The 24,021-nt window shown below is 37.7% G+C and carries 23 protein-coding genes, 1 pseudogene, 1 riboswitch and 1 other annotated feature; of the genes and pseudogenes, 16 read left to right on the forward strand and 8 right to left on the reverse strand.

Going from position 1 to position 24,021, the window contains the following annotated elements:
• Window positions 1-14 precede the first annotated feature (14 nt).
• The 3 genes from MHH66_RS09990 (at window position 15) to MHH66_RS10000 (ending at window position 2,582) form a co-directional block, all read left to right on the forward strand.
• On the forward strand, window positions 15-1,343 hold the full coding sequence (locus MHH66_RS09990; protein WP_078185428.1) for a hemolysin family protein: 1,329 nt from the start codon (window positions 15-17) through the stop codon (window positions 1,341-1,343).
• Between the two features lie 53 nt (window positions 1,344-1,396).
• Window positions 1,397-1,810, forward strand: coding sequence for an ATP synthase subunit I (locus MHH66_RS09995; protein ID WP_002084378.1), 414 nt, complete (start codon window positions 1,397-1,399; stop codon window positions 1,808-1,810).
• 220 nt (window positions 1,811-2,030) lie between these two features.
• Window positions 2,031-2,582, forward strand: coding sequence for a DUF2179 domain-containing protein (locus MHH66_RS10000; protein ID WP_002014015.1), 552 nt, complete (start codon window positions 2,031-2,033; stop codon window positions 2,580-2,582).
• A 96-nt stretch (window positions 2,583-2,678) separates the two neighbouring features.
• Here MHH66_RS10000 and MHH66_RS10005 read toward each other — a convergent pair whose 3' ends face one another.
• Together MHH66_RS10005 and MHH66_RS10010 are read right to left on the reverse strand one after the other, a co-directional pair.
• Window positions 2,679-2,906, reverse strand: a complete 228-nt coding sequence (locus tag MHH66_RS10005; protein WP_016096676.1) for a DUF3923 family protein — start codon at window positions 2,904-2,906, stop codon at window positions 2,679-2,681.
• 75 nt (window positions 2,907-2,981) lie between these two features.
• Complete coding sequence (locus MHH66_RS10010) at window positions 2,982-3,362, reverse strand: hypothetical protein (protein WP_002084382.1); 381 nt, start codon at window positions 3,360-3,362, stop codon at window positions 2,982-2,984.
• A 419-nt stretch (window positions 3,363-3,781) separates the two neighbouring features.
• Here MHH66_RS10010 and MHH66_RS10015 point away from each other — a divergent pair.
• The 3 genes and pseudogenes from MHH66_RS10015 to MHH66_RS10025 form a co-directional block, all read left to right on the forward strand.
• A pseudogene (locus MHH66_RS10015) lies at window positions 3,782-4,240 on the forward strand (methyltransferase domain-containing protein); the annotation flags it as partial.
• Between the two features lie 146 nt (window positions 4,241-4,386).
• Window positions 4,387-6,891, forward strand: a complete 2,505-nt coding sequence (locus tag MHH66_RS10020) for a collagen-like protein (RefSeq protein WP_078185429.1) — start codon at window positions 4,387-4,389, stop codon at window positions 6,889-6,891.
• Window positions 6,892-6,911: 20 nt separating this feature from the next.
• The gene (locus MHH66_RS10025) at window positions 6,912-9,425 is read left to right on the forward strand and encodes a BC_3345 family exosporium-associated protein (RefSeq protein ID WP_078185430.1); all 2,514 of its coding nucleotides are present in this window, start codon (window positions 6,912-6,914) and stop codon (window positions 9,423-9,425) included.
• Between the two features lie 81 nt (window positions 9,426-9,506).
• Here MHH66_RS10025 and MHH66_RS10030 read toward each other — a convergent pair whose 3' ends face one another.
• Together MHH66_RS10030 and MHH66_RS10035 are read right to left on the reverse strand one after the other, a co-directional pair.
• A complete protein-coding gene (locus tag MHH66_RS10030) occupies window positions 9,507-9,650 on the reverse strand; it encodes a hypothetical protein (protein ID WP_000945246.1) in 144 nt (47 codons plus the stop codon).
• A gap of 97 nt (window positions 9,651-9,747) precedes the next feature.
• A riboswitch (cyclic di-AMP (ydaO/yuaA leader) is annotated at window positions 9,748-9,890 on the reverse strand.
• A gap of 28 nt (window positions 9,891-9,918) precedes the next feature.
• Window positions 9,919-10,389 carry a GNAT family N-acetyltransferase gene (locus MHH66_RS10035; protein ID WP_078185431.1) on the reverse strand — a complete coding sequence of 157 codons (471 nt, stop codon included), beginning with the start codon at window positions 10,387-10,389 and terminating at the stop codon, window positions 9,919-9,921.
• 231 nt (window positions 10,390-10,620) lie between these two features.
• On the opposite strand from MHH66_RS10035, the gene MHH66_RS10040 reads away from it, so the two are divergent.
• Window positions 10,621-10,869: a GlsB/YeaQ/YmgE family stress response membrane protein gene (locus MHH66_RS10040; RefSeq protein ID WP_002033357.1), complete on the forward strand. Its 249-nt coding sequence runs from the start codon at window positions 10,621-10,623 to the stop codon at window positions 10,867-10,869.
• Between the two features lie 64 nt (window positions 10,870-10,933).
• Window positions 10,934-12,055, forward strand: coding sequence for an AI-2E family transporter (locus MHH66_RS10045; RefSeq protein WP_063217579.1), 1,122 nt, complete (start codon window positions 10,934-10,936; stop codon window positions 12,053-12,055).
• A 28-nt stretch (window positions 12,056-12,083) separates the two neighbouring features.
• Here MHH66_RS10045 and MHH66_RS10050 read toward each other — a convergent pair whose 3' ends face one another.
• Entirely contained in the window at window positions 12,084-13,241 is a 1,158-nt protein-coding gene (locus tag MHH66_RS10050) for a 1-deoxy-D-xylulose-5-phosphate reductoisomerase (RefSeq protein WP_063217580.1), read from the reverse strand.
• Between the two features lie 138 nt (window positions 13,242-13,379).
• Window positions 13,380-13,586, forward strand: a binding site (T-box leader).
• 44 nt (window positions 13,587-13,630) lie between these two features.
• Between MHH66_RS10050 and MHH66_RS10055 the strand changes: the two genes are divergently transcribed.
• The 5 genes from MHH66_RS10055 to MHH66_RS10075 all read left to right on the forward strand — a co-directional run bounded on the left by MHH66_RS10055 (window position 13,631) and on the right by MHH66_RS10075 (window position 18,251).
• The gene (locus MHH66_RS10055) at window positions 13,631-14,629 is read left to right on the forward strand and encodes a tryptophan--tRNA ligase (protein WP_063217581.1); all 999 of its coding nucleotides are present in this window, start codon (window positions 13,631-13,633) and stop codon (window positions 14,627-14,629) included.
• Window positions 14,630-14,848: 219 nt separating this feature from the next.
• Window positions 14,849-15,412 carry a maltose O-acetyltransferase gene (locus tag MHH66_RS10060; RefSeq protein ID WP_061674342.1) on the forward strand — a complete coding sequence of 188 codons (564 nt, stop codon included), beginning with the start codon at window positions 14,849-14,851 and terminating at the stop codon, window positions 15,410-15,412.
• 56 nt (window positions 15,413-15,468) lie between these two features.
• Complete coding sequence (locus MHH66_RS10065) at window positions 15,469-16,662, forward strand: MFS transporter (RefSeq protein ID WP_078185432.1); 1,194 nt, start codon at window positions 15,469-15,471, stop codon at window positions 16,660-16,662.
• Between the two features lie 122 nt (window positions 16,663-16,784).
• Window positions 16,785-17,825, forward strand: coding sequence for an ROK family transcriptional regulator (locus MHH66_RS10070; protein WP_078185433.1), 1,041 nt, complete (start codon window positions 16,785-16,787; stop codon window positions 17,823-17,825).
• A gap of 45 nt (window positions 17,826-17,870) precedes the next feature.
• Window positions 17,871-18,251: a VOC family protein gene (locus MHH66_RS10075; RefSeq protein ID WP_078185434.1), complete on the forward strand. Its 381-nt coding sequence runs from the start codon at window positions 17,871-17,873 to the stop codon at window positions 18,249-18,251.
• A gap of 96 nt (window positions 18,252-18,347) precedes the next feature.
• Here the strand turns inward: MHH66_RS10075 and MHH66_RS10080 are convergent, their stop codons facing one another.
• Together MHH66_RS10080 and MHH66_RS10085 are read right to left on the reverse strand one after the other, a co-directional pair.
• Window positions 18,348-18,797 carry an NUDIX hydrolase gene (locus MHH66_RS10080; protein WP_078185435.1) on the reverse strand — a complete coding sequence of 150 codons (450 nt, stop codon included), beginning with the start codon at window positions 18,795-18,797 and terminating at the stop codon, window positions 18,348-18,350.
• Window positions 18,798-18,814: 17 nt separating this feature from the next.
• Window positions 18,815-19,654 carry a DUF2785 domain-containing protein gene (locus MHH66_RS10085; RefSeq protein ID WP_002013997.1) on the reverse strand — a complete coding sequence of 280 codons (840 nt, stop codon included), beginning with the start codon at window positions 19,652-19,654 and terminating at the stop codon, window positions 18,815-18,817.
• Between the two features lie 123 nt (window positions 19,655-19,777).
• Here MHH66_RS10085 and MHH66_RS10090 point away from each other — a divergent pair, with 123 nt between their 5' ends.
• The 3 genes from MHH66_RS10090 to MHH66_RS10100 all read left to right on the forward strand — a co-directional run bounded on the left by MHH66_RS10090 (window position 19,778) and on the right by MHH66_RS10100 (window position 22,580).
• Window positions 19,778-20,500: a GNAT family N-acetyltransferase gene (locus tag MHH66_RS10090; protein WP_078185436.1), complete on the forward strand. Its 723-nt coding sequence runs from the start codon at window positions 19,778-19,780 to the stop codon at window positions 20,498-20,500.
• 180 nt (window positions 20,501-20,680) lie between these two features.
• Window positions 20,681-21,712 carry a tyrosine-protein phosphatase gene (locus tag MHH66_RS10095; RefSeq protein WP_002128296.1) on the forward strand — a complete coding sequence of 344 codons (1,032 nt, stop codon included), beginning with the start codon at window positions 20,681-20,683 and terminating at the stop codon, window positions 21,710-21,712.
• A gap of 157 nt (window positions 21,713-21,869) precedes the next feature.
• The gene (locus tag MHH66_RS10100; protein WP_078185437.1) at window positions 21,870-22,580 is read left to right on the forward strand and encodes a YjjG family noncanonical pyrimidine nucleotidase; all 711 of its coding nucleotides are present in this window, start codon (window positions 21,870-21,872) and stop codon (window positions 22,578-22,580) included.
• Between the two features lie 427 nt (window positions 22,581-23,007).
• Here MHH66_RS10100 and MHH66_RS10105 read toward each other — a convergent pair whose 3' ends face one another.
• Window positions 23,008-23,505: a DinB family protein gene (locus MHH66_RS10105; protein WP_002013992.1), complete on the reverse strand. Its 498-nt coding sequence runs from the start codon at window positions 23,503-23,505 to the stop codon at window positions 23,008-23,010.
• Between the last annotated feature and the right edge of the window lie 516 nt (window positions 23,506-24,021).

Here is a 24,021-nt window from a genome sequence, read left to right on the forward strand (position 1 = left end):
ACTAAGGGGATTCATTGGAAATATTTAATTTAGTCATGGTTGCGATTTTAATCGCATTTACTGGATTTTTCGTAGCAGCAGAGTTTGCGATTGTAAAAGTACGTTCAAGTCGCATTGATCAGCTTGTTGCGGAAGGGAAACGCGGTGCTTTAGCAGCGAAAAAGGTAACAACAAATTTAGATGAATATTTATCTGCTTGTCAATTAGGTATTACAGTTACAGCTATGGGATTAGGTTGGTTAGGTGAACCGACAATCGAAAAGTTATTACACCCGTTATTTGAGAAATGGAACATAAATCCTTCTATCTCATCAGTATTAACTTTTGGTCTTGCTTTTATGCTAATGACATATTTACACGTTGTAGTAGGGGAATTAGCTCCGAAAACGCTGGCAATTCAAAAGGCTGAAAAAGTAACGTTGTTATTGGCAACTCCGTTAATGATGTTCTATAAAATCATGTATCCATTTATTTGGGTATTGAACGGTTCAGCTCGTATTATAACTGGTTTATTCGGTTTGAAACCAGCTTCTGAACATGAAGTAGCTCATACAGAAGAAGAATTACGTCTTATTCTTTCGGATAGCTATGAAAGTGGCGAAATTAATCAAGCTGAATACAAGTATGTAAATAATATCTTTGAATTTGATAATCGCATTGCGAAAGAAATCATGGTACCGCGTACAGAAATCGTTGGTTTCTATCTTGAAGATTCAGTAGAAGAACACATGAAAGTAATCCAAAATGAACGATACACACGTTATCCGATTTTTGGAGAAGATAAAGATGATATTATCGGTATGGTCAACGTAAAAGATTTCTTTATTCGATATATGAACAACGATCAAGAAGATTTATCATCGATTCGCACGTATATGCGTCCGATTATTGAAGTTATGGAAACGACTCCAATTCATGATTTATTACTGCAAATGCAGAAGAAGCGAATTCCAATGGCTGTTTTATATGATGAGTACGGAGGAACAGCTGGAATTGTAACGCTTGAAGATATATTGGAGGAAATCGTCGGCGAAATTCGTGATGAATATGATGAAGATGAAGCACCACCAATTCAACATGTGAACGAGTATCATAAAATTGTTGATGGAAAAGTGCTTATCTCAGAAGTAAAAGATTTGTTTGGATTACACATTGAAGAAGACGATGTGGATACAATCGGTGGATGGATTATGATGCAAAATCATGAAATCGAAGAAGGACAATACGTTGAAGCAGAAGGCTATGAATTTAAAGTATTAGAAAAAGATGCTTATCAAATTAAACGTGTTGAAATTCAAAAAATGGATCATGAACAAGAACAAGAGAAAGCAGCAACTGTGTAAGTTGCTGCTTTTCTTCTGACACATAATAAAATGTGAAATTAGGAGCGGATATTTTGATTCAAGTAGCCTTACGTGTATATCGATTACAATTGTATACGATCTTTAGTGGTTTACTACTAATGTGGGCGGTTACTCCGTTTGGGAAACAAGTGACAGGGTTCGGTATCGGTTTAGCAGTTAGCGCATATTGTCTTTGGCTATTAGCTCGCAGAGTGGAGAAATTAGGAAGAAGTATCGTGATGAAAGAAAAGGCTCCTGGATTAGGAGTTCTAAACCGATTTGCAGCCGCAATATTAGGGGCTATCATTATGTTTGAAATTGAGCATGAAATGGAAATGTGGGCATTCGGTACTGGAATATTGGGTGGACACTTTTTAATGATTGCGAATTTAGCCTATGCAAATATGCAGCTAGTAAAAGAAGAAGAGAAGCAAAAGGAAAATGCTTCGAAAAACATAGAACTCTGATGAAAGGGACCTAATCAGGTTCCTTTTTTGCGTTTAAAAATAAATGATATAATACGAATGATTTACTGGTACTTATCGAATTTATGCCAAACATAATACGCTTATTTTTGGGGCATTTCAATAGTATGAAAAAAAATTAAAAAAAATTAAAAAACCCATCGATTTCTAAAGCTTATGTATGTTATCATGACAAAAGAATTTGCGAAAGAGGTGGATACCAATGTTACAAGCTTTACTTATTTTTGTGCTTCAAATTATTTACGTTCCAACTTTAACAATCCGTACGATTTTGCTTGTAAAGAATCAAACAAGATCCGCTGCAGGTGTAGGATTGTTAGAAGGAGCAATTTATATTGTCAGTTTAGGTATTGTGTTTCAAGATTTATCAAATTGGATGAACATTGTTGCCTATGTCATCGGCTTTAGTGCGGGACTATTATTAGGCGGTTATATAGAAAATAAATTAGCAATTGGATATATTACGTATCAAGTTAGTTTGCTAGACCGTTGTAATGAATTAGTAAATGAATTACGCCATTTTGGATTTGGCGTTACAGTATTTGAAGGTGAAGGAATAAATTCTATACGTTATCGCTTAGATATCGTTGCAAAGCGTTCTAGAGAAAAAGAACTGTTAGAAATTATTAATGAAATTGCACCAAAAGCGTTTATGTCTTCTTATGAAATCCGTTCGTTTAAAGGTGGATATTTAACGAAGGCAATGAAAAAGAGAGCATTGTTGAAGAAGAAGAAAGATGAACATGCATCGTAAAGAAAAGGGAGTAGTGCAGCTTTAAAAGCACGGCATAATCCCCATAGAAAAAAGAGAGGAATCTATATTGAAAAAGATTCCTCTCTTTTTTCTGCGTTATTTTTTTCTGCTTTTTCTCAGATTAACAATTAACCATACAACTTGAATAATTAGTGGTAATATAAATGCAATTAATAAAACGATAAATGCGACTAATTTAAGCTTTGGTGTTTGAGTAACACCAGCACCATCAACCTCTCTTAGCCAAATGATAGCTGCTAATATCCCAAAAATGGTAATCCAAAATATGTTGCCAATCCACCAAAAAATCCATCGTCTTTTCATATTAGCACCTCTTATATTTACCCTCTGTTAAAAGTATATTTTCGGTTGTTATATTTAAATGAAATAACTATAAAACTACTTTTTTTCAACTGTATATCTAACTTGTTTAAAGGTTGCCATGTCGCCATCTTCGTTATCATCTTTCGTTTGCAAAAGTTGAACTCTTGGCTTGTAGTCTGTCCTATGAGCGTGCTCGATATCTTTAATGTTAAGTTTGTAGGATTCACCATTATTTATTTTTTGTTCCAATACTTTTTTATTGGCAACATAAATAAAAGTTACTTTATTTTCATCAATACCTTCAGTCTTAATTTCTAATTCATTATCTTTTGTTGTAATCGTTGGTGTTAATAATTCAATACTGCCGCTTCCGGTTTCTAAAGAATTTTCTACTATAGTTGAACATCCGGATAAAATGATTCCGATGAATAGAAGAACAATTAATTTCTTTTTCATAACATCCCCCAATTTCAAGTGATTTTTGATTTTGGTATTGCTAGACTGCTAGTGTGGAACGTAAATGTTTAGCTAGCACTTTTTATTGTACCATAATATGTAAATTAATATAGGTTATATATCCAATTTAAGGGAGATTGAAAAGTTTACTTATTGTTGAGAATCAGTATTTTTACAGTAGGTATTTATTTTCTTTACAAAGCGGTGTTGATAAAATCATTACGAATTGGATATCCAAATATATGATGAAATGTAGACAGGAGAAAGAGCTTAATACGAAGCAATCTTATTTTTATAGAAATTACAATTTTTACATATTAAAATAATGATAGGGAATAGATGAATTCATTCACTTCGGAGGTAGTTACTTGAACATTAACAGGAAGGCAATTGAAATGTTTGAACAAAATGAATATGAGGAAGCAATGGAAGAGGAAGTGGATATTCCGAAAGGGTATTTTGATATTGTATATTCCATTTATGCATTAGGTTGGACTTCAGATTTAGGAAAAACGTTGGAACTGATTCATTCATATGTAAAGCCAGGAGGAAGCTTTGTTTTTAGTTGGGAGCATCCGGTATATTCAAATTTACAATATGGTACAGAAGAAATTGCTTTTAAGTCTTCTTATCATGAGGAAACTCCTATTACGTTTGAAACATTTAAAGGAGAAAATGTACAAGCGACATTATATAAGAGAAAAATAAGTACATACATAAATGAGTTAAATAGAGTGGGATTTACAATTGAGAGAATAGAAGAGCCTGAACCGTCTCGTGTATTTGATGAAGAAGTAGCTACACCTTCTACGAAATATTATTCTTTATATAAAGCTAGAATGGTACCAACTACTTTTATTATTAAGGCGAAGAAGTAAAATGCTTTATAAAAAGAAGCCTATCATTTCAAATAAATGAAATGATAGGCTTCTTTATTTTTAAAAAATGAGGTCAAAGATGTACTTTTCATATAAAAATGCATTTCATATAAAAAGTGTAATTATTTTGGGGAAGGGGGATTGTTGTGCGTCATCATAGAAAGTGCAAAAAATTTGGAGTGGCACTGCCTCTTCCGCTTGAAGGAGCAACTGGCCCTACTGGTAACAGTGGTCCAACAGGCCCAACTGGAGGGCATGAAGGTCCGGTCGGGCCTCCGGGAATCACTGGACCTAGAGGAGCAACTGGTCCACAAGGTCCTCAAGGTATTCAAGGAATCCAAGGTCCGCGAGGGACAACAGGAGTTCAAGGAATCCAAGGTGCCGTTGGTGATACTGGAGAGCAAGGGGTTACTGGTCCAATTGGTTTACAAGGTTCTCAAGGATTAATTGGAAACCAAGGTCCAATTGGTGATATTGGAGTACAAGGACTAGAAGGGATACAAGGAGTGCAAGGCCCTACTGGTAGTCAAGGCTTACAAGGCCCGCAAGGAATACAAGGAGAAATAGGGGAGCGGGGACAAACGGGAGCACAAGGAATGCAAGGTGAGATGGGTGAAACTGGCATCTCTGGTGTAACGGGTCCACAAGGTTCCCAAGGAGCGAAAGGAATACAGGGAGAGGAAGGAGCTACGGGTATACAGGGAGAAGAAGGCCCGCAAGGAATACAAGGAATTACTGGAGGGCAAGGACCGCAAGGTGATCAAGGGATACAAGGTGTCATTGGTCCAATTGGTTCTACTGGAATACAAGGATCACAAGGCATAAGTGGAATAAAGGGGATAACAGGTGTGATAGGCCCACAAGGTCCACAAGGTTCTCAAGGAATACAAGGAATAGGCGGATCAATAGGTTTTCAAGGGGTAAAAGGAGTACGAGGGATAACAGGAGCAACAGGGAGTATTGGTACACAAGGCCTAGAAGGACCACCGGGTGGTCCGATGGGCACTACTGGTCCAATTGGTCCATCTAGTGGAGTGCCTGGTCCATCTGGCCCACCCGGTCCACCTGGGGGACCAACAGGTCCAACGGGTGGAACTGGTGCACGGGGTGTAACAGGTGTGACTGGTGCAATAGGTATACAAGGAATACAAGGGATAACTGGTCCGAGTGGTCCTCAAGGTGTAATAGGTCCTCGAGGTTCCCAAGGTGTAGTTGGAGCAGTTGGAGTACAAGGTGCACAAGGTCCACAAGGTAACCAAGGAATAACAGGAGCAACCGGTGTAGAAGGTCCCATAGGTATACAAGGTCCGCAGGGAGAAATCGGTCCAACTGGTGCAGAAGGTCCTAAAGGAATGCAAGGTATACAAGGAGTAACTGGTCCAACAGGAGCACAAGGTATGCAAGGATTACAAGGCATAACTGGTTCCAATGGTACAACAGGAGTAGCTGGAGTACAAGGTCCACAAGGAATACGAGGAGAAACAGGAGCAGCTGGAGCACAAGGTATACAAGGTCTACAAGGAATACGAGGGGAAACAGGAGCAGCTGGAGTACAAGGTCTTCAAGGAGTGCAAGGAATACAAGGGGAAAATGGATTGACTGGCCCACAAGGTGCTCAAGGTATACAAGGAGTTCAAGGAATAACAGGTCAGGCAGGAGCAATTGGTTTGCAAGGGTCTCAAGGAATACAAGGTATAGTAGGCCCAACAGGAGCGCAAGGCTCTCAAGGTGTTCAAGGAATCCAAGGAATAACAGGTCCAACAGGAGCGCAAGGAATTAGAGGTCCACAAGGGAATGTGGGGGAAGACGGCATAACAGGCCCGCAAGGAATACAAGGCCCGCAAGGTATTCAGGGACCCGAAGGACCACAAGGAAATGTTGGGATTACTGGTGAAACTGGAGAAACAGGCCAGGCGGGAGAAACAGGAGTAGCTGGAGCACAAGGGTTGCAAGGTGTTCAAGGAATTATAGGGATACAAGGAATTACGGGAATGACAGGGGAAACAGGGACAACAGGGGTAACTGGAATACAAGGAATCCAGGGTATACAAGGTATACAAGGTCCAACTGGTGTAAGTGGAATGACAGGGGTTAGTGGTAGCATAGGGTCAGTTGGAGCACAAGGTAGTCAAGGATCAATTGGAGCGGTGGGACCTATAGGAGTAACTGGGGGGAGTGGGCCTATAGGGTTTCTAGGAATAGTAGGAGCGACTGGGGCGACTGGTTTACCTAGCGGGGGCGGTTATTTCTTTTCTACTGCAACGACTGTAATTGCAGCGAATACGCTAATACCAATCAATTCTGGATCTACAATTTTTGGTTCTAGTGTAAGTTTAACAAATTCAACAACTGTAACGTTAAGTACGCCGGGAATATATTTAATAAGTTATTATTTTCAGGGAGATCCAACCGCTGGAAATGAAACGATTTCGGTAAGGCTTACATTAAACGGAACGCAAGTCGCAGGGAGTTTTATTTTTTATGTTACAGCAGGTTTTATATTAGAACCAGCGATTTCGAATACGATGATAATTGAAGTTACTTCTTCAAATTCCACTTTGTCATTACAAAATGGTCCATTAGGTGTTGGTCATGTAACAACATTATCTGGTGTGATAACAGCTAGTTTAAATATATTAAAAATAGTTTGATGCGTTATAAACGGGAGGAGATGCTTGTGAAACATCAAGATAAGTGTAGTAAGTTTCAAGCACCTATTCCTTTTCCGCCGTCAGGTATTACGGGGCCAACTGGACCAACCGGTCCGACAGGTTCTTTAGGTGGACCGACTGGCCCGCAAGGAATACAAGGCGTTCAAGGGCCAATTGGTCCAACGGGTCCGACAGGAATTCAAGGAGTGCAAGGGGTGCAGGGAGAAATCGGTCCAATAGGCCCAACAGGTTTAACTGGACCACGAGGTTCTCAAGGGAGTCAAGGACCGATGGGGGAACAAGGTCCACAGGGAATTCAAGGTGTTCAAGGTATACAAGGAGAAAGGGGGCCAGCCGGTCCAACCGGAATTCAAGGAATCCAAGGAATACCTGGTCCAATGGGAGAAACAGGTCTAACAGGAATACAAGGCATTCAAGGTATGCAAGGTGAAATCGGGCAGGCGGGTCCAACAGGAATACAAGGTATACAAGGAGTGCAAGGCGAATTAGGTCCGACTGGTCCAACAGGAAATACTGGTATACAAGGTATGCAAGGGGATTTAGGGAGTAGTGGTTTACAAGGTGTAACAGGTATACAAGGCATTCAGGGTCCGATTGGTCCAACCGGTCCAACAGGCTCTCAAGGAATTCAAGGGGAACAAGGGCCAATGGGACCAACAGGAGCAACTGGCGTTCAAGGTTTACAAGGGCCACAAGGTGAGATGGGTCTAACTGGTCCAACAGGTTCTCAGGGGATACAAGGAGTGCAAGGTGTAATAGGACCAACAGGAGTAACGGGCTTGCAAGGGGATCCAGGTCCAACAGGCTCAACAGGCTCAACTGGGGGAATCGGCCCAACTGGATCTGCAACAGGTCCAACAGGAGCAACCGGTCCAACCGGTCCTCCAGGAGGCCCAACCGGCCCAACTGGTCCAGCAGGATCTCCAGGAGGTCCAACTGGTCCGACGGGAGCAACTGGGGCAACCGGAGTGACAGGAGCAACTGGGACGACTGGAATCCAAGGCGTACAAGGAGTGATTGGCCCAACCGGAGTAACTGGTTTAACAGGTTTGCAAGGAGTACAGGGACCAATGGGGGCAACCGGTCCAACGGGTGACCAAGGCATTCAAGGTCCGCAAGGAGTAATGGGAGTAACCGGTCCAACTGGATTACAGGGTTTACAAGGAGTACAAGGACCGATAGGAGCAACTGGCCAGGCAGGTCCACAAGGAGTGCAAGGGGCACAGGGGCAAATAGGTCCAACTGGTCCTCAAGGAATACAAGGAATACAAGGTGAGCAAGGAGTAATGGGAGCAACCGGACCAACAGGTTTACAGGGTCTACAAGGAATCCAAGGTCCGATTGGTCCAACCGGTCCACAAGGAGTGCAAGGAGTGCAAGGGCCAAGTGGTATAACAGGTCCAACTGGTCCTCAAGGAATCCAAGGAATACAAGGTCCACAAGGAGATATAGGTCCAACCGGTGCGACTGGAATACAAGGAGTGCAAGGTCCAGAGGGTCCAACTGGTCCAACGGGTGCAACAGGCCCGCAAGGAATTCAGGGAATACAAGGAATCCAGGGTCCAACCGGTCCACAGGGCATTCAAGGTCTTCAAGGAATACAAGGTCAGATTGGTCCAACAGGCCCAACTGGACCTCAAGGAATACAAGGAATAACCGGAGCAACCGGTCCAACCGGTCTAACAGGGGCAACAGGACCGACGGGAGCAACTGGTCCACAAGGAGTGCAAGGAATACAAGGTCCACAAGGGGTAACGGGGCAGGCGGGAGCAACAGGACCGACGGGAGCAACTGGTCCACAAGGAGTGCAAGGAATACAAGGTCCACAAGGTGCCACGGGAGCAACCGGAGCAACCGGGGCACCTGGAGTAACAGGTTCTCAAGGAATTCAAGGAGTGCAAGGTCCACAAGGAGTGACCGGATCGACTGGAGCAACTGGATCGACTGGCTCAACAGGTGCGACTGGACCGACAGGGATACAAGGAATAAGAGGAGTAACCGGTGCAACCGGTTCAACCGGAGTAACGGGTCCAACTGGTGCTACAGGTTCAACTGGATCAACCGGTCCAACTGGATCGTCTGCAATATCAACAGGTGGCGGCTATTTCTTTTCTACCTCAACAAGTACAATTGCAGCAAATGCCAACATTCCAATTAATTCAGGATCCACTGTATATGGAGCTGGTGTATCTTTAACTAGTGCTACAACTGTCACGGTATCCACACCAGGAATATATTTAGTAAGCTACTATTTCCAAGGGGACGCGAATGGTGGGAATGAGACTGTATCTGTTAGGTTACTATTAAATGGAACACAAATAACAGGGAGTTTTATACAAAACGTAACGACATCAACTGTAGTAATCGAACCAGCTATTTCAAATACACTTCTTGTGAATGTAGCGAGTGCAAATTCAACGTTAATATTACAAAATGGTCCATTAGGTGTTGGGCATGTGACCACTATTGCAGGCACGATTACAGCAAGTTTAAATGTAGTGAGGATATTATAAAAAGTATAGGGAATATAAAAAACACAAGGAATGTCTTTATAGACACACCTTGTGTTTTTTAATATTAAATAAACATTTTCTTTATCTTTTCGGTTGAAAAATATGCTGAAAGAAGTATTTGTGATGTAAGTTATCTACAACTTTATTTGCTTGATATGTGCGGTGTTGTTCGAGTCGAAGTCTTTGCTCCATCATTTTTATTGCGTGATCTGATAAACGTAACATTGTACCAGTCTCCTTTTCTATAAATATAGTTTTCTGATTGATATCGATTCCATATTTATAACTAAGGAGGCAAAGTGTGTAACATAGGCAAAAAGCACCTTCCTCTCCCATTACGCTTACGAGGTTAGCTGTCGGACTCGGGAAGTGAGAGTTTCCCTACTTGAAAAAGATTCGCCCCAAGTAGCATAGCTACAAAAATGGTTCCCCCGCTCCAAAATTTGGACTCAGCAAAAGGTTGTATAAAGTAAAAAATAACATAAATAAATAATTAAGTCAAACTATTTTGTGTTTTCTGTCTTTTGAGTTGCGTAAGAATCATGCCATCAGGTAGTGTTGTATCTGTTACTTCAATGAAGCTGTGTTTTTTATATAATGTGAGAGCTGGAGTATTGGCTTTACCTGTTTGTACAATGTATGTCATTGAAGACGAGAACATGTTAAATATATAAAGTAGCAGTTTCGTTGCGATTCCTTTTTGAAAAAAATCGGGCGATACAACTAATCTGTGGATATCGATTAGTTCTTCTTCTTGTATAAAAGAAATAAAGCCGACGAGTTTATTTTCAGAGAAATATCCATAGAATGTTTCATCACAATTTTGAATATCGTTTACAGTATCATATAAACGAGGTATTGCAGTACTGTTTAAAAAGTCTGCTTCAATTTTATAAGCTGGAATTTGAACATTTAAAATGGATGATGCTACTTCATAAAAAGTGGGAAGTAATTTATGAATCATAGATAATAACACCTCCTTTAAATATGATATATTAATATAATTGATTTGTGGGTAAGTTTGACAATTTTTTTCTTTTTTGCATATAATATATGTATCTCCATACATAAAATGTTCGTAGGTATATTTCTATAGTAGGATATGGTTAGCGTAGATAAATACGTAATCTTATATAAGAGTTTAGCTACTCTTGTATTTGATAATACAAACTATAATAGAAATGAGGGACTAAAAATGGGATGGATTATTACATTAATAGTTGGTGCTATTATAGGTATAATTGCTAGTTCTATAACGGGTAAAAATTTTCCAGCTGGTATGTTTGGAAATATAATTGCTGGTTTACTAGGAGCTTGGTTAGGTAGTAGATTATTTGGATCTTTTGGGCCATCATTTGGTGGGATTCATGTCGTGCCAGCATTATTAGGTGCAATTGTGTTAATTCTTATTGTATCATTTGTAGTAAAAGCTGCAAGAAAATAAAGGCTATTACTGATTGTTTTATAAAGCCCTTTTAGGGCTTTTCCTAATTAGAGAGGTGGTACACTTGGAGAAAGTAAATATAAGAAAAAGAGATAAGTTGAAAAAGTTTTTTAAAGAACAAAATTATTTAGCTGTACTACTTGGATTCGCGTTGCTGTTTGTAAATATATTATTACTTACAAAAATATCATTCGTCTTTACACCGTTCGTCGTATTTTTAAAAACAATCTTTTTCCCAGTATTATTAGCGGGAGTACTATTTTATATATTGCATCCATTCGTTTCTCTTTTAGAGAGAAAAGGTGTGTCGAGAATTGTGTCAATTGCCTCGATATATATAATTGTTCTTGGATTATTTGTTTTTCTTGCGGTCACGGTTATTCCAATTATTAAAGATCAAGTAAATGCTTTAATAGATAACTTGCCATATTTCGGGCATGAAATCGAAAGGGCAGCACGTAAATTTGGAGAAAGTAATGTAATTGGTAGAATGCAGGAAAGTTTAAATGTTGATTTTGCTAATATTGTAAAAGACTCTACAATGAACTTTACAAAATCATTATCATCAGTAACAGGAAATGTAACTGGATTTTTAAGTACAATTACTGAAGTTGTTTTAACATTTGTAATGGTTCCATTTATTTTGTTCTATCTTTTAAAAGATGGTGAGCAATTACCGAATCATTTTTTAAAGTTTATATCTGAGCAAAGACAACCAGCTGCGAAGAGAATACTAGATGATATGCATTATGCGATTAGTTCGTATATTAGAGGGCAAATTATTGTTAGTTTATTTATCGGTATTATGCTATTAATCGGTTATCTTATTATTGGTATTAAATATGCGGTACTACTTGCTATTTTAGCGATGATTGTAAATATCGTTCCGTACGTAGGACCAATCATTGCAATTACACCAGCTTTAATTATCGCATTTATCGACTCGCCATCAATGGTGTTAAAAGTAATTATCGTTATGATGATTGTACAATTAGCAGAAGGTAAATTTATTTCTCCGCAAGTCATGGGGAAAAAGTTAGATATTCACCCGATTACTATTATATTTATCATTTTAACTGCGGGGAATTTATTTGGAATTATGGGGATTATTTTAGCAATTCCAGGGTATGCGATATTAAAAGTTTTAGTTACGCATAGTTATAGATTTGTTAAGTTGAATACGTAAAAAAAGAGCTAAAACAGATAAAACTGTTTTAGCTCTTTTTTATTAACAATTGATGTGCATATTCGCGCGCCCATTGATCCGCTTCTAATATGGCGTCTAATGAAGGATCTTTTATGTTATGATGAGCTTCAATTGTTTTGTAGATTGTTTTTTCAATATCGAAAAAGGCAATTTCATTTTTTAGGAATAGTGCATTTGCAATTTCATTTGCTGCATTTAATACAGCAGGAGTTGTACCGCCAATTTTCCCACATTCATATGCGTATTGTAGACAAGGGAACTTCTTTAAATCTGGTTTTTCAAAATGTAAGCTACCGATTTCTAATAAATTTAACTTTTCATAGGAAGAAGGTAGCCGAGTAGGGTAGTGAAACGCATATTGAATTGGCATTCTCATATCAGGGGCACCGAGCTGCGCTATAACTGATCCGTCAATGAACTCCACTAAAGAGTGAATGATACTTTCTTTATGAATCATAACATTAATTTTTTCATAAGGAATATCAAATAGCCATCTCGCTTCCATTACTTCAAAACCTTTATTCATTAACGTAGCAGAATCAATCGTTAGTTTTGCACCCATTAGCCAGTTTGGGTGTTTTAAAGCATCCTTCGCTTGTAATATTTTCATTTCTTCACGTGTTTTATCACGAAAAGCGCCGCCAGAAGCTGTAACAATTAATTTTTCGATTTCCTTATTATTTTCCCCATTTAAACATTGGAAAATGGCTGAATGTTCACTATCAACTGGAATTAGGCGGCATCCGTTTTGTTTCGCTAGTTCGGTGACGATATGTCCAGCTGCAACTAAAGTTTCTTTGTTAGCGATAGCGATATCTTTCTTCGCCTTTAATGCTTCAATTGTTGGGAGTAAACCTGAAACACCGACAACTGAACTTAATACAAGATTTGTATCAGGATGGGTAGATACTTCAAGTAAACCATCAGTTCCATATGTAATTTTTGTATTTGTTGAAATACGAGAACGTAATGTATCCGCTAATTCTTTTGTCGCTACGCTTACAATACGAGGCTGAAACGATTCGATTTGTTTTTCGAGAAGATCGATATTATAATTCGCGGTTAAACCGACGATTTTAAAATGTTCAGGATGAGCGGAAACGACATCTAATGCAGATGTGCCAATGGATCCTGTTGAACCTAAAATGGATATATATTTTACCATGAAAAAACCTCCAAAGTTGTTTCGAGTATTTCTGCAAACCTATATACTATTAGACAATTAAGGTGGAAATTCCTGCTATATAAAACGGAAAATTTAGGTTTATTTGAAAGTTAAATGTGATAAACTGTAAAAAAAACCCTAAAAGCAATGAAAGAGAAGAGTACATATTCGAAACTTTTCAGAGAGCTGATGTGTGGTGGGAATCAGTAAGGGATGAATATGGAATGGGCTCTGGAGCTTCTAGCTGAAATGAGTAGGCAAAGACGGTTACTTCACGTTAAGAAGTTGAAGTGAGCTATAATATAGCTAATTAAGGTGGTACCGCGGGAGTCTCTCGTCCTTTTTTTAGGATGAGGGGCTCTTTTTATTTTGAGAAAGGAGGAGTTAGGATGAGCGAGAAAATTATGTTAACAGGAATTAAACCAACAGGTTACCCGCATTTAGGCAATTATATTGGTGCGATTAAACCTGCATTACAAATGTCAAAAAACAAAGAAGGAAAAGCATTGTACTTTATAGCTGATTATCATGCGTTAAATGCAGTGCATGATCCAGAGAAGTTCAGTAGTTATACGAAAGAGGTAGCTGCTACTTGGTTATCACTTGGGCTTGGAGAAGATGTTATTTTTTACCGACAAACGGAAGTGCCGGAAATTCTAGAATTAGCTTGGATATTAGCTTGTCTAACTCCGAAAGGGCTTATGAACCGTGCCCATGCGTATAAGGCGAAGGTAGAGCAAAATAAAGAAGCGGGATTAGAAATTGATGCAGGTGTGAATATGGGATTATATACGTATCCGATTTTAATGGCAGCTGACATATTACTATTTCAAGCTACTCATGTACCAGTTGGAAAAGATCAAATTCAGCATATTGAAATTGCGCGTGATATTGCGGCGTATTTTAATCATACATTTGGCATGACATTTACGCTTCCGGAGTATGTCATACAAGAAGAAGGTGCAATATTACCTGGTCTTGATGGAAGAAAAATGAGTAAAAGTTACGGAAATGTGATCCCGTTATTTGCAGAGCAAGAAAAGCTACGAAAGTTAATATTTAAAATCAAAACCGATTCTTCACTTCCAAATGAACCGAAAGAATTGGAAACGTTATTTATGATTTATAAAGAGTTTGCGGCAGAAGATGAAATGCAGTCAATGCGTGAAAAGTATGAAACTGGCATTGGATGGGGCGATGTGAAAAAAGAGTTGTTTCGCGTTGTAGACCGTGAATTAGCCGGACCTCGTGAGAAATATGAGATGTATATGAATGAGCCGCATTTATTATATGAAGCGTTAGAGAGAGGTGCTGAGAGGGCACGAGCTATCGCAAAGGTAAATTTAGCGGAAATTAAAAAACGGATTGGATTTGAGAGGGAACGTTAAGCGTTCCCTTATTTTCCGATTTAAATTTTAATTATTTCTTCGTCATTTCGTTAGGTGAAGTAAGGAGTTCACATTTCCTTTCAAAACTTATTAGTTGCACATATTAAAAAATATGCTAATATAGGGATACTTATTAAATGTGTTTAATAAGTATAATTAAAGTCACTTATTAAAGTTGTTTAATAAGTGTAATTCATTCTATAACGAGGAGATGATTGGATGAAAACAGAGAAAGAAAAGATGTTAGCGGGAGAAATGTATATTGCGGATGACGAAGAATTAGTGGCTGATAGGGTGGAGGCAAAACGTTTAACACGCCTTTATAACGAGGCGATGGAGACAGGAGATGAACAACGTTTTACGTTATTAAATCAGCTTTTAGGTTCTTCAGCTGATGGGAAAGCCCAAATTAATCCTGATTTTCGTTGTGATTACGGCTACAATATCCATGTTGGAAAGAGCTTTTTCGCAAATTTTAATTGTGTGATTTTGGACGTTTGTGAAGTGCGAATCGGTGATAATTGTATGTTTGCACCTGGTGTTCACATTTATACTGCTACGCATCCGTTGCATCCGGTAGAGCGGAACTCTGGCAAAGAATATGGAAAGCCGGTAAAGATAGGTAACAATGTTTGGGTTGGCGGGGGCGCTATTATTAACCCTGGTATTTCAATTGGTGATAATGCTGTAATTGCCTCAGGGGCAGTTGTGACAAAAGATGTACCTCATAATGTAGTAGTTGGTGGTAATCCAGCTAAAGTTATTAAAACGATAGACGAATAAAGGGCGTTTTCACTAGTTCGTAAATTATCGTATAGACAATGTGAAAGGTGTTTCATATGGAGAAATATAGTGCGGACAATCATACAAAGACATTACGTGCCTCTCGAAATGCTCTTTTTCTCTTATTTGCTTTGCCAGGTGTCGCGTTTGCTACATGGATTTCAAGAACAGCAGCTACTCGAGATATTTTAGCAGTGTCAAATGCAGAAATGGGCTGGATTTTGTTCGGACTATCTGTCGGTTCAATAATTGGTTTACTGAGTGCAAGCCGCTTTATTGACTGTAAGGGAGCTAGAGACGTTATTATAGGCAGTATGTTTTTTATGATTGTTGGATTGATTTGTTTAGGTTTAAATATTTATTTTGTTTCTAGCATTGGTGCTTTTAGTAGCTTACTAGTATTTGGAGTAGGATACGGATTGGCGGAAGTCGCATTAAATGTAGAAGGTTCTTCCATTGAGCAGAAATTAGGAACAACTCTTCTTCCGAAATTCCATGGCTTTTTTAGTGTAGGAACTTTAGTAGGCGCGCTCAGTGGTTCTGTCGCAGCGTCGCTTCACATCCCGATTCAGTATCAGTTTCTTGCGATTTCGGTCGTGTTTGTATTACTTGTATGTATGGTGTATCGTTTTCTTCCGCATGGAACAGGAAAGAAGGAGAAATCGCGGAACAAAAGGAGAGAGAAGCATACGACCTTACGTATGGAAAAAAAGGTGTTTTTAATTGGTCTTTTTGTACTTGGAATGGCATTTGCAGAAGGTAGTGCAAATGATTGGCTACCTATCGTGATGGTAGATGGACATGAGCAAAGTATAGTGGCAGGTTCTATTATGTACACAATTTTTGTATTAGCAATGACGTTAACTCGTATGTGTAGCAGCTATTTCCTTGATCGATTCGGTCGTGTCGCTGTCGTACGTGCCACTATTATGATGGCGATTCTAGGAATTTCAATCGTAATATTTGGGAGTAATTCGTATTTTCTAGCATTTGGTGTAGTACTGTGGGGGATTGGTGCAGCGCTAGGTTTCCCAATTGGTCTGTCAGCTGCTGGGGATGACCGTGAAAATGCGGCTTCTAATGTTGCTGCAGTTTCTATCATTGGTTATACAGCCTTTTTAGTCGGACCACCATTTTTAGGGATACTTGGAGAAGCATTCGGAATACGTAATGCCTTGCTAGCTGTTTTATTATTTGTTCTTTTGTCTGGAATTGTATCATCTGTTACGAGAGAGAATACAGCGAGCTAAATAACAATTGCATGCATCCTAAATATATCATCTTTATTGCTTTAGAAAATGATGTATGATATATTGTCAACGCAACTTATTAAAAGAATTTAATAAGTATGTTGATTAAGGTGGTGAGCGATTTGAGTGAACAATTTGTTACTCAAAAATCGATTAAAGAGACGATCCTTCGCGGCATTCGTACAGCTCTTCTAGAGCAAGGAAGTGCAACGAAAGTTGAACTTAGTAATACATTAGAAATTAGTTTTCCAACGATAAGTAAATTTATAGAAAATATGAAACAAGACGGTGAAGTCACTTTAGTCGGTTTAGATGATTCAAGTGGCGGAAGAAGAGCGAAACGATATGCGTATAATCCGGAATATATGTTAGGTTTAGCGATATTTTTAGAAAAAAATGAGACAAACTATACAATTTTCAACTGTTTAGGGGAAGTAAAAGAACAAGGAAGTACTTCAAGTGTATTGATGGATACGGGCGTACATTTATTAACAGAACATATAGAAAGTCTTATAGCTACATTTCCGAAAATCAGCTCTATATCAATTGGTGTGCCTGGTTCGGTTGATAATGGTCGTATTTTCTATATTCCTGGTTATGAAAAGTTCCAAAACTTTAATTTAAAAAGTCACTTGGAGGATCTGTTTTCAATACCTGTAGTAATAGAAAATGATATGAATGCCGCAGTGCTTGGTTATTATAAAGGCACTGGAAATAACGACAATTCATCTCTTGTGTATTTGTATTCAGGTCAAAATGGCCCAGGGGCGGGAATTATGATAAATGGAGATGTGGTACGAGGGAGTACCTTTTTCTCAGGGGAGATATCTTTCGTTCCACAGTATGATAATAAAAACTTCTTACAATCTTTGAGAAGTGAAGATGCAGTAAGAGATTCAAATAATCCAGAGCAATATAATATAGATGCCATTACTCGTTTAATAGCTACATGTATAGCTATTATTAACCCTCATGCCTTTATCTTCTGTGATGATGAATTGAATCAATTCGTAATAGATCAAATTGTAAAAACTTGTCCGAAGTACATTCCGGCAGAACATATTCCGAAAATAACAGTGAGCGATTGGAAAGAAGATTATTTATATGGATTAAAAAGTCTTGGACTTGATCTGATGATAACAAGAACAAGCAAAGAAAATTAAATATCAAATTGTTGGTTGAATACTGTAAAAGAAAAGGTGTCGATTATGAAAATTGAACATGTAGCAATTTGGGTGAATGATTTAGAAGGAATGCGTGATTTCTATAAACAGTACTTCGGTGGTGAAGAAAATAGCTTATATCACAATCCGAAAAAGCAGTTTGAATCTTATTTTATAACTTTTGAAGGTGGAGCACGTTTAGAACTTATGAGGCAAGTAGGGATAGACGATAATACACAAACACAAACAATAGGATATGCGCATATTGCTTTTTCTGTAGGTAGTAAAGAAAAAGTGAATGAATTAACTAATACATTAAGAGAAGCAGGATCCCCTGTGTTAAACGGCCCACGTACTACAGGGGATGGTTACTATGAAAGTGTAGTAAGTGATCCTGAAGGAAACCAGATTGAGATAACAATCTAACTATTAAGGGGATAATTAGGATTTACAGTGAAATAAAACAACCTCATTTCTCGTTATAATAACGGGAAATGAGATTGTTTTAATATGTAATGTTTTTTAATTGGAGTGCTGAAACCCCTTAATAATTCTCTCAATAACAGGAGGAAGATTACTAGGTAACTCATCTAGCGGAAAGAAGCGTAGTTCTTTCGATTCCGTTTGGTCGCATACAAGTTCACCATTGAATTCGCGGCAAATATAAACAACGAGTACACCATGTACTTGATCACCGTTTGGATAGATTTGAAAGAAATCAGGTCCTGAGTATGTACGGAATAGTTCTGGATTTTTAATGATAAGTCCAGTTTCTTCATATACTTCTCGTTGTAAAGCGTCTTCTAACGTTTCGTTATATTCTAAGGCGCCACCAATAATGCCCCAGCGATTAAAATCTGTACGGAGCTGCAGTAATATTTCATTTTTCTCATTTAATATAATGGCGTGTGATCCGATTAAAATGAGTGGATGATTTCCTACTAGATTTCTCATGTCTTCAATATAGCCCATATGTCTTCTCCTTATATTTAATAATAATTAGGCAGTTCTTTTAACATTTTTTCTGTTTTACGTGCTGTAAATGCTAAGTTATGATCATCTTTTGTTCTAAAAAATAATGTGCGTAAAAAGATTTTAATGTTTGCGCATAAAATACAATACTCATTAAGGGAAAGGCGTTTTCTAATTTGAGGAAGCCTTTTTATTTTTTTATAAATAATTGAAATTAACTCATCTTGCGGAAAGTCATGATATAGCATAGATAGTAACGGTGTAACAATTCGTTCATCTTCATTATTATGAAAAAGATCCGATGGGATGAAAATTTTATTTAATAAACAATGAATTAATTCCTCGTACCATTCAAAGGTCGTATAGGAATTGTGAACAATTTCAGAAAAGGCATCAGATACGTGGGCAAGACAATGAGCCCATCCTTTATTTTCAATATAGCCTCGAAAATCCATTTCTAAGTTTGTGTATGTAATGAGTTTGTTTTTTATTTCTTCGATATCCTCCTCTGTAAAAAAGTAGTGCGAGTTAGCAAATTGGAGTATTAATGCAAGTAATGAAACAGTATAAGAACGTGTGAAAACCCCATCTGTAAGTGGGGAGTGAATGTCACAATATAAATACTCATCACTTAAACAAGTTTGTAGAAGTAATTTCAACTGATCATCCATAAGGAATTCATGATGAATGAAATGTGCAAAACATTTATATATAAGTTGGTAACGAACGTAACTATCAGTTGTTCCGATATACTGAAGCATATTGAGCGTTAACTCATTAATATCTATATGTTGCAGTTGCGTATAGTCATTTTGTTGTATAAGCTCTAACTGTTGTTGCAGCGCTGTAATATCCAATGGAGAACCTCCTCCGCACTTTAAAGATGCGATGTTTTCTAGTATTCTATATATTCAAGGACAATCCTGCTCATGCAAGGAGAACAAGTAGAAATTCGAGTATGACATAGATGAGGGAAGTATATGATGACTATAGAACAGTTAGAAAAACATTTTAAAATAAGAAAAAATGCTTCTTCTATAATGATAAAAGAAAATGATGCAGAGGTTTTTACAGAAGAGCAATTAGAAGAGATAATGCAATATTGCGTTGCTGAAGCTGAAAAAGATGGAATAGAAGAATTTCAATTTGAGATTTCTTCAAAAAGCCCAAATTATGATGTGTATAAGAAATGTTTCGAAACGTATTCATTTGAATATATTACTGAAAACATGATTGTATTTAAGGATATATATGAAGTGGAAGATATAAAAAATGATATTGATTTTAAGCTTATTGAAGAGATGGGCGAAGACGCTTTTTATTCACTGTGGAATGAAGTGACGGGAGAACAAATCGATTATGAGCAATTTGTAAATACGATGCTACAAGAAATAGGTGGGCAATGGAAAGAACATTGTTTAACAGCAAGTATCGATGAAGAGCCAATAGGAATTGTAATCCCGCATATTGAAAGAGGTACGTTAGAAGAAGGAAAACTTATGTATTTCGCAGTCGCTCCAAATATGCGAAATAAAGGGTATGAAGCAGCATTCTTTACAGGGGCAATGTTTGTCTTAAAAGAAATAGGCGCATCTTATTATATTGGCGAGACAAATGTACAAAACGAGTGGATGAAGGATGTCTTTGAAAAGAACGGATGTCAGCAGCTGAGCTCTACTGAGCGATATGTGAGAAGGTTTTAGAAGGATGGATGGCTTACTCTCTCGAACTCATTTAGCGGGAATCCGTGTACAACTTATGAACAAGTAAAAGAACTTTTTGCATGTTTGTAAGATAAAAAGAAAAATCGAAACGACAAAGTAAGCGTTCCTATAATACAATAGAGAAGGATTAGACTATACGAAGAAAGCGTTGGTGAAAGTATGAAGCAACAAAGAAATTGGCTACAAGCAACTGTAGAACGAAATGAAGATAATACGTTACATATAAAGTGGGAAAATAATATAGAAGAAGTTCGTATTTATTGGAGTACTTCACCAAATCATATTGAAGAAAATGGAGAATTACTTGTAACAGTAAGTGGGGATTCAGCATGTACAATTGAAAACCCGAGTGAAAATGAGCGTCCATATTTTAGGTTAGTAGGAAGTAATGGACAAGCAGTGACAGTAGCTGAGCGTAGATTACCATTACAAGGTGCGTTTAACTTCCGTGATATGGGAGGATATGAAACGACTGAAGGCCGTAAAGTAAAATGGGGTAAATTGTATCGTTCTGAAGAATTAGCAGGATTAACAGAATGGGATATCGAGTATTTACAGAAGTCTAGCTTAAAATTAATTTGTGACTACCGTACAGATTTTGAAGTGAAGCATAAGCCGAACCCAAGTGTTACAGGTGCTCGTCAAGTGTGCTTACCAGTTATGCAAGACTTGGCGAAAGACTTGAATATAAATGAATTTTTCCAAGTTGGTGACCTTTCTATGTTAGGGAAACCAGGCGAGTATCTTGTGAAAATGAATCAAGATTTCGTAAGTGGTAATGAAGCATTCGTGAGCTTCTTAAAACTGGCGCAAAACCCGGAAAACTTACCGTTAGTAAACCACTGTACAGCTGGAAAAGACCGTACAGGATTTGGCTCAGCATTATTATTACTTTTACTAGGTGTACCGGAAAAAACAGTAATGGAAGACTACTTACTAAGTAACGGTTTCCGTGAAAAGTTAAATGAAAAAATGATGGCCTTTTTAGGTGCGAAATTACAGAACGACGAAAGTAGAGCAATATTAGGTGCAATGTTTGAAGCACGTGCTGAGTATTTACAAGCTGCGATTGATGAAGTTAAAAAGCAATATGGATCAGTGGAAGCATACGCTGAAAAAGCTCTTGGCTTTACGAAAGAATCGTTAGAGGAAATGAAAGTGTTATTGCTAGAAGATAAAGTGAAACTTTAATCAGTGTGGGGGCATCCCCACTGATTATTAGCCTTCACCAATCGGACTGCCCGTTAATGCTTGATAAATAATGAGGAGGGAGGCTGATTGGATTAGCCTCCTTTTATTATTGTTGCTATAATTAAGCTATGAGAATATAGGAATTGAGGCGAACATCATGAAATACAAAGTAATACTATTCGACGTAGACGATACATTATTAGATTTCCCTAAAACAGAAAGAAACGCATTACATAACGCGTTTGTACAATTTGGCATGCCTACAGGGTATAATGATTATCTTGCAAGTTATAAAGAGATTAGTAATGGATTATGGAGAGATTTAGAGAATAAAATGATTACGCTAAGTGAATTAGCGGTAGATCGATTTAGACAATTATTTGCTCTTCATAATATAGAAGTAGACGCGCAGCATTTTAGTGACGTATACCTTGAAAACTTAGGTAAAGAAGTACATCTTATAGATGGTGCAGTGCAATTATGTGAGAACCTTCAAGATTGTAAGTTAGGTATCATTACGAATGGATATACAAAAGTGCAACAATCTAGAATTGGAAATTCGCCTTTATGTAACTTCTTTGATCATATTATTATTTCTGAAGAAGTCGGCCATCAAAAACCAGCGCGTGAGATTTTTGATTATGCTTTTGAGAAGTTTGGGATTACTGATAAATCAAGTATACTAATGGTTGGAGATTCGCTAACTTCTGATATGAAAGGCGGAGAAGATTACGGTATTGATACGTGTTGGTATAATCCGAGCCTGAAAGAAAATACGGCAGGCGTTAAGCCGACCTATGAAGTGGAGACCCTGCTACAAATTTTAGAAATTGCGGAAGTGGCGGAAGAAAAGGTAGCTTCATTTTAATAGAGTTAAGATTTTTCGATTAGTTGATATATATTAAGTTACGGTAGATATATTTGAAAAATCGTTCATATAAGTTCATATACTATGATATGGAACAAAAAAAGATGGTACCAAGTCAAAATAATTTTACTGAAAGAAAACAGAAATAACACTAAATAATATATTTAGCTGTTTGTAATTGGTCATTACAAACAGCTAAAAAAAAACGATTGCCTCTTAGGATCCAAGCAATCGTTTTTTTATTTTTTTCGGAGATGAAATTTGTATTTTTATACCCTATCTCCATCAAGTTTAAAAAATGTTTGTTCCCCAGTAATGAAAAAAATGAATTTAATTCTCATAAATAACTGTAAAGTGGTAAAAATTTCGTTTTGGGTGTAATTTAAAATCTTAAGTTAATGGGCATGGGGTGGAACCCTTTCCTTGTTTAGACCGGATATCCGCCTGTTGGCGGTGGCCAAGCACTAAATAATCTGCGAATCAGCACAATTTCTCCTAAATGGTAGGAGTTATGAGATGCAATATTCCGTAGAACACCGCCAGGGGTTTCACCAGGCCATTCCTCCAATGTTTTGTCCAATTGAACAGTTTGGGCGATCGTGCATGCCTGTTCAATCCCTTGAAGAAAATACTGAATAATCTGTTGCCACTCTTCCTCACTGCCAGGGCATTCTTCTTCAGGCCAGCTCTCTTTTACATGGGCAGGCAATGCAGGCTTCTTCCCCTGAGCGGATAATAAGAGAAAATCTTGCCAATAGGTCATGTGTTTCACTAATTGATAAATAGAATAAGGCAGTTCCTCTCTGCGTTTTCCCGCAAGCGCCACGTCTATATCCGACAAAGCATTCTTGATGGGAAGATGTCCTCGTTCCCCTCTTAACGATTTTACTAATGCCTGGCTAAACGCTTTATTTGATTGCTCCATAATAACTGACTCCCATCCTGTTTTATTTTCTAATTTGCTGATTTTATGATTCCGTCTTTTTTATATGTACTAAATAAATTATAGAAGCTTTACGACTATTAAGAGAAAGTAAAATAAGGCAAGAATCACTGACTTCTTAACGTACAGGAAATCGTAGGTTTTTATTTAATTAGTACCTTAATGTACAAATGTATTAACAGATAAATCAAAGGTTCGAATGACAACATTCAGGTCTGCGTTAATATCAGCCACTTTTGATTTTAGCTTTTCCGATCCCTCCTGAATTTTATCCAATTGATTTTATTGTGAATGAACTATGAGTTGATTATAATGATTAGAGTGAACTCTAAGTCAAGAAAAAAATAATAAAAGGATAGTTATTCTATTATGAGGGAGTTCGCGAAGCAAAAATAGCGCTACTATACTAAGGTCATTCACGTTTTATAATGCGATAATTAAATATTTATATATACATAGTTTCTCAGAGTGATGCGATGTCATGTATGAGCTGTGTAA

The organism is Bacillus sp. FSL H8-0492 (assembly GCF_038006145.1).
GTDB lineage: Bacteria > Bacillota > Bacilli > Bacillales > Bacillaceae_G > Bacillus_A > Bacillus_A mycoides.

Bases quoted from the DNA above. Each gene is read 5' to 3' on its own strand.
- MHH66_RS10100 (WP_078185437.1), top strand. From the start codon at position 21,870: ATGAAATACAAAGTAATACTATTCGACGTAGACGATACATTATTAGAT.
- MHH66_RS10040 (WP_002033357.1), top strand. From the start codon at position 10,621: ATGGGATGGATTATTACATTAATAGTTGGTGCTATTATAGGTATAATT.
- MHH66_RS10055 (WP_063217581.1), top strand. From the start codon at position 13,631: ATGAGCGAGAAAATTATGTTAACAGGAATTAAACCAACAGGTTACCCG.
- MHH66_RS10060 (WP_061674342.1), top strand. From the start codon at position 14,849: ATGAAAACAGAGAAAGAAAAGATGTTAGCGGGAGAAATGTATATTGCG.
- MHH66_RS10090 (WP_078185436.1), top strand. From the start codon at position 19,778: ATGATGACTATAGAACAGTTAGAAAAACATTTTAAAATAAGAAAAAAT.
- MHH66_RS10010 (WP_002084382.1), bottom strand. From the start codon at position 3,362: ATGAAAAAGAAATTAATTGTTCTTCTATTCATCGGAATCATTTTATCC.
- MHH66_RS10025 (WP_078185430.1), top strand. From the start codon at position 6,912: ATGCTTGTGAAACATCAAGATAAGTGTAGTAAGTTTCAAGCACCTATT.
- MHH66_RS10075 (WP_078185434.1), top strand. From the start codon at position 17,871: ATGAAAATTGAACATGTAGCAATTTGGGTGAATGATTTAGAAGGAATG.
- MHH66_RS10065 (WP_078185432.1), top strand. From the start codon at position 15,469: ATGGAGAAATATAGTGCGGACAATCATACAAAGACATTACGTGCCTCT.
- MHH66_RS10030 (WP_000945246.1), bottom strand. From the start codon at position 9,650: ATGTTACGTTTATCAGATCACGCAATAAAAATGATGGAGCAAAGACTT.
- MHH66_RS10005 (WP_016096676.1), bottom strand. From the start codon at position 2,906: ATGAAAAGACGATGGATTTTTTGGTGGATTGGCAACATATTTTGGATT.
- MHH66_RS10095 (WP_002128296.1), top strand. From the start codon at position 20,681: ATGAAGCAACAAAGAAATTGGCTACAAGCAACTGTAGAACGAAATGAA.
- MHH66_RS10105 (WP_002013992.1), bottom strand. From the start codon at position 23,505: ATGGAGCAATCAAATAAAGCGTTTAGCCAGGCATTAGTAAAATCGTTA.
- MHH66_RS10035 (WP_078185431.1), bottom strand. From the start codon at position 10,389: ATGATTCATAAATTACTTCCCACTTTTTATGAAGTAGCATCATCCATT.
- MHH66_RS10050 (WP_063217580.1), bottom strand. From the start codon at position 13,241: ATGGTAAAATATATATCCATTTTAGGTTCAACAGGATCCATTGGCACA.
- MHH66_RS10080 (WP_078185435.1), bottom strand. From the start codon at position 18,797: ATGGGCTATATTGAAGACATGAGAAATCTAGTAGGAAATCATCCACTC.
- MHH66_RS10000 (WP_002014015.1), top strand. From the start codon at position 2,031: ATGTTACAAGCTTTACTTATTTTTGTGCTTCAAATTATTTACGTTCCA.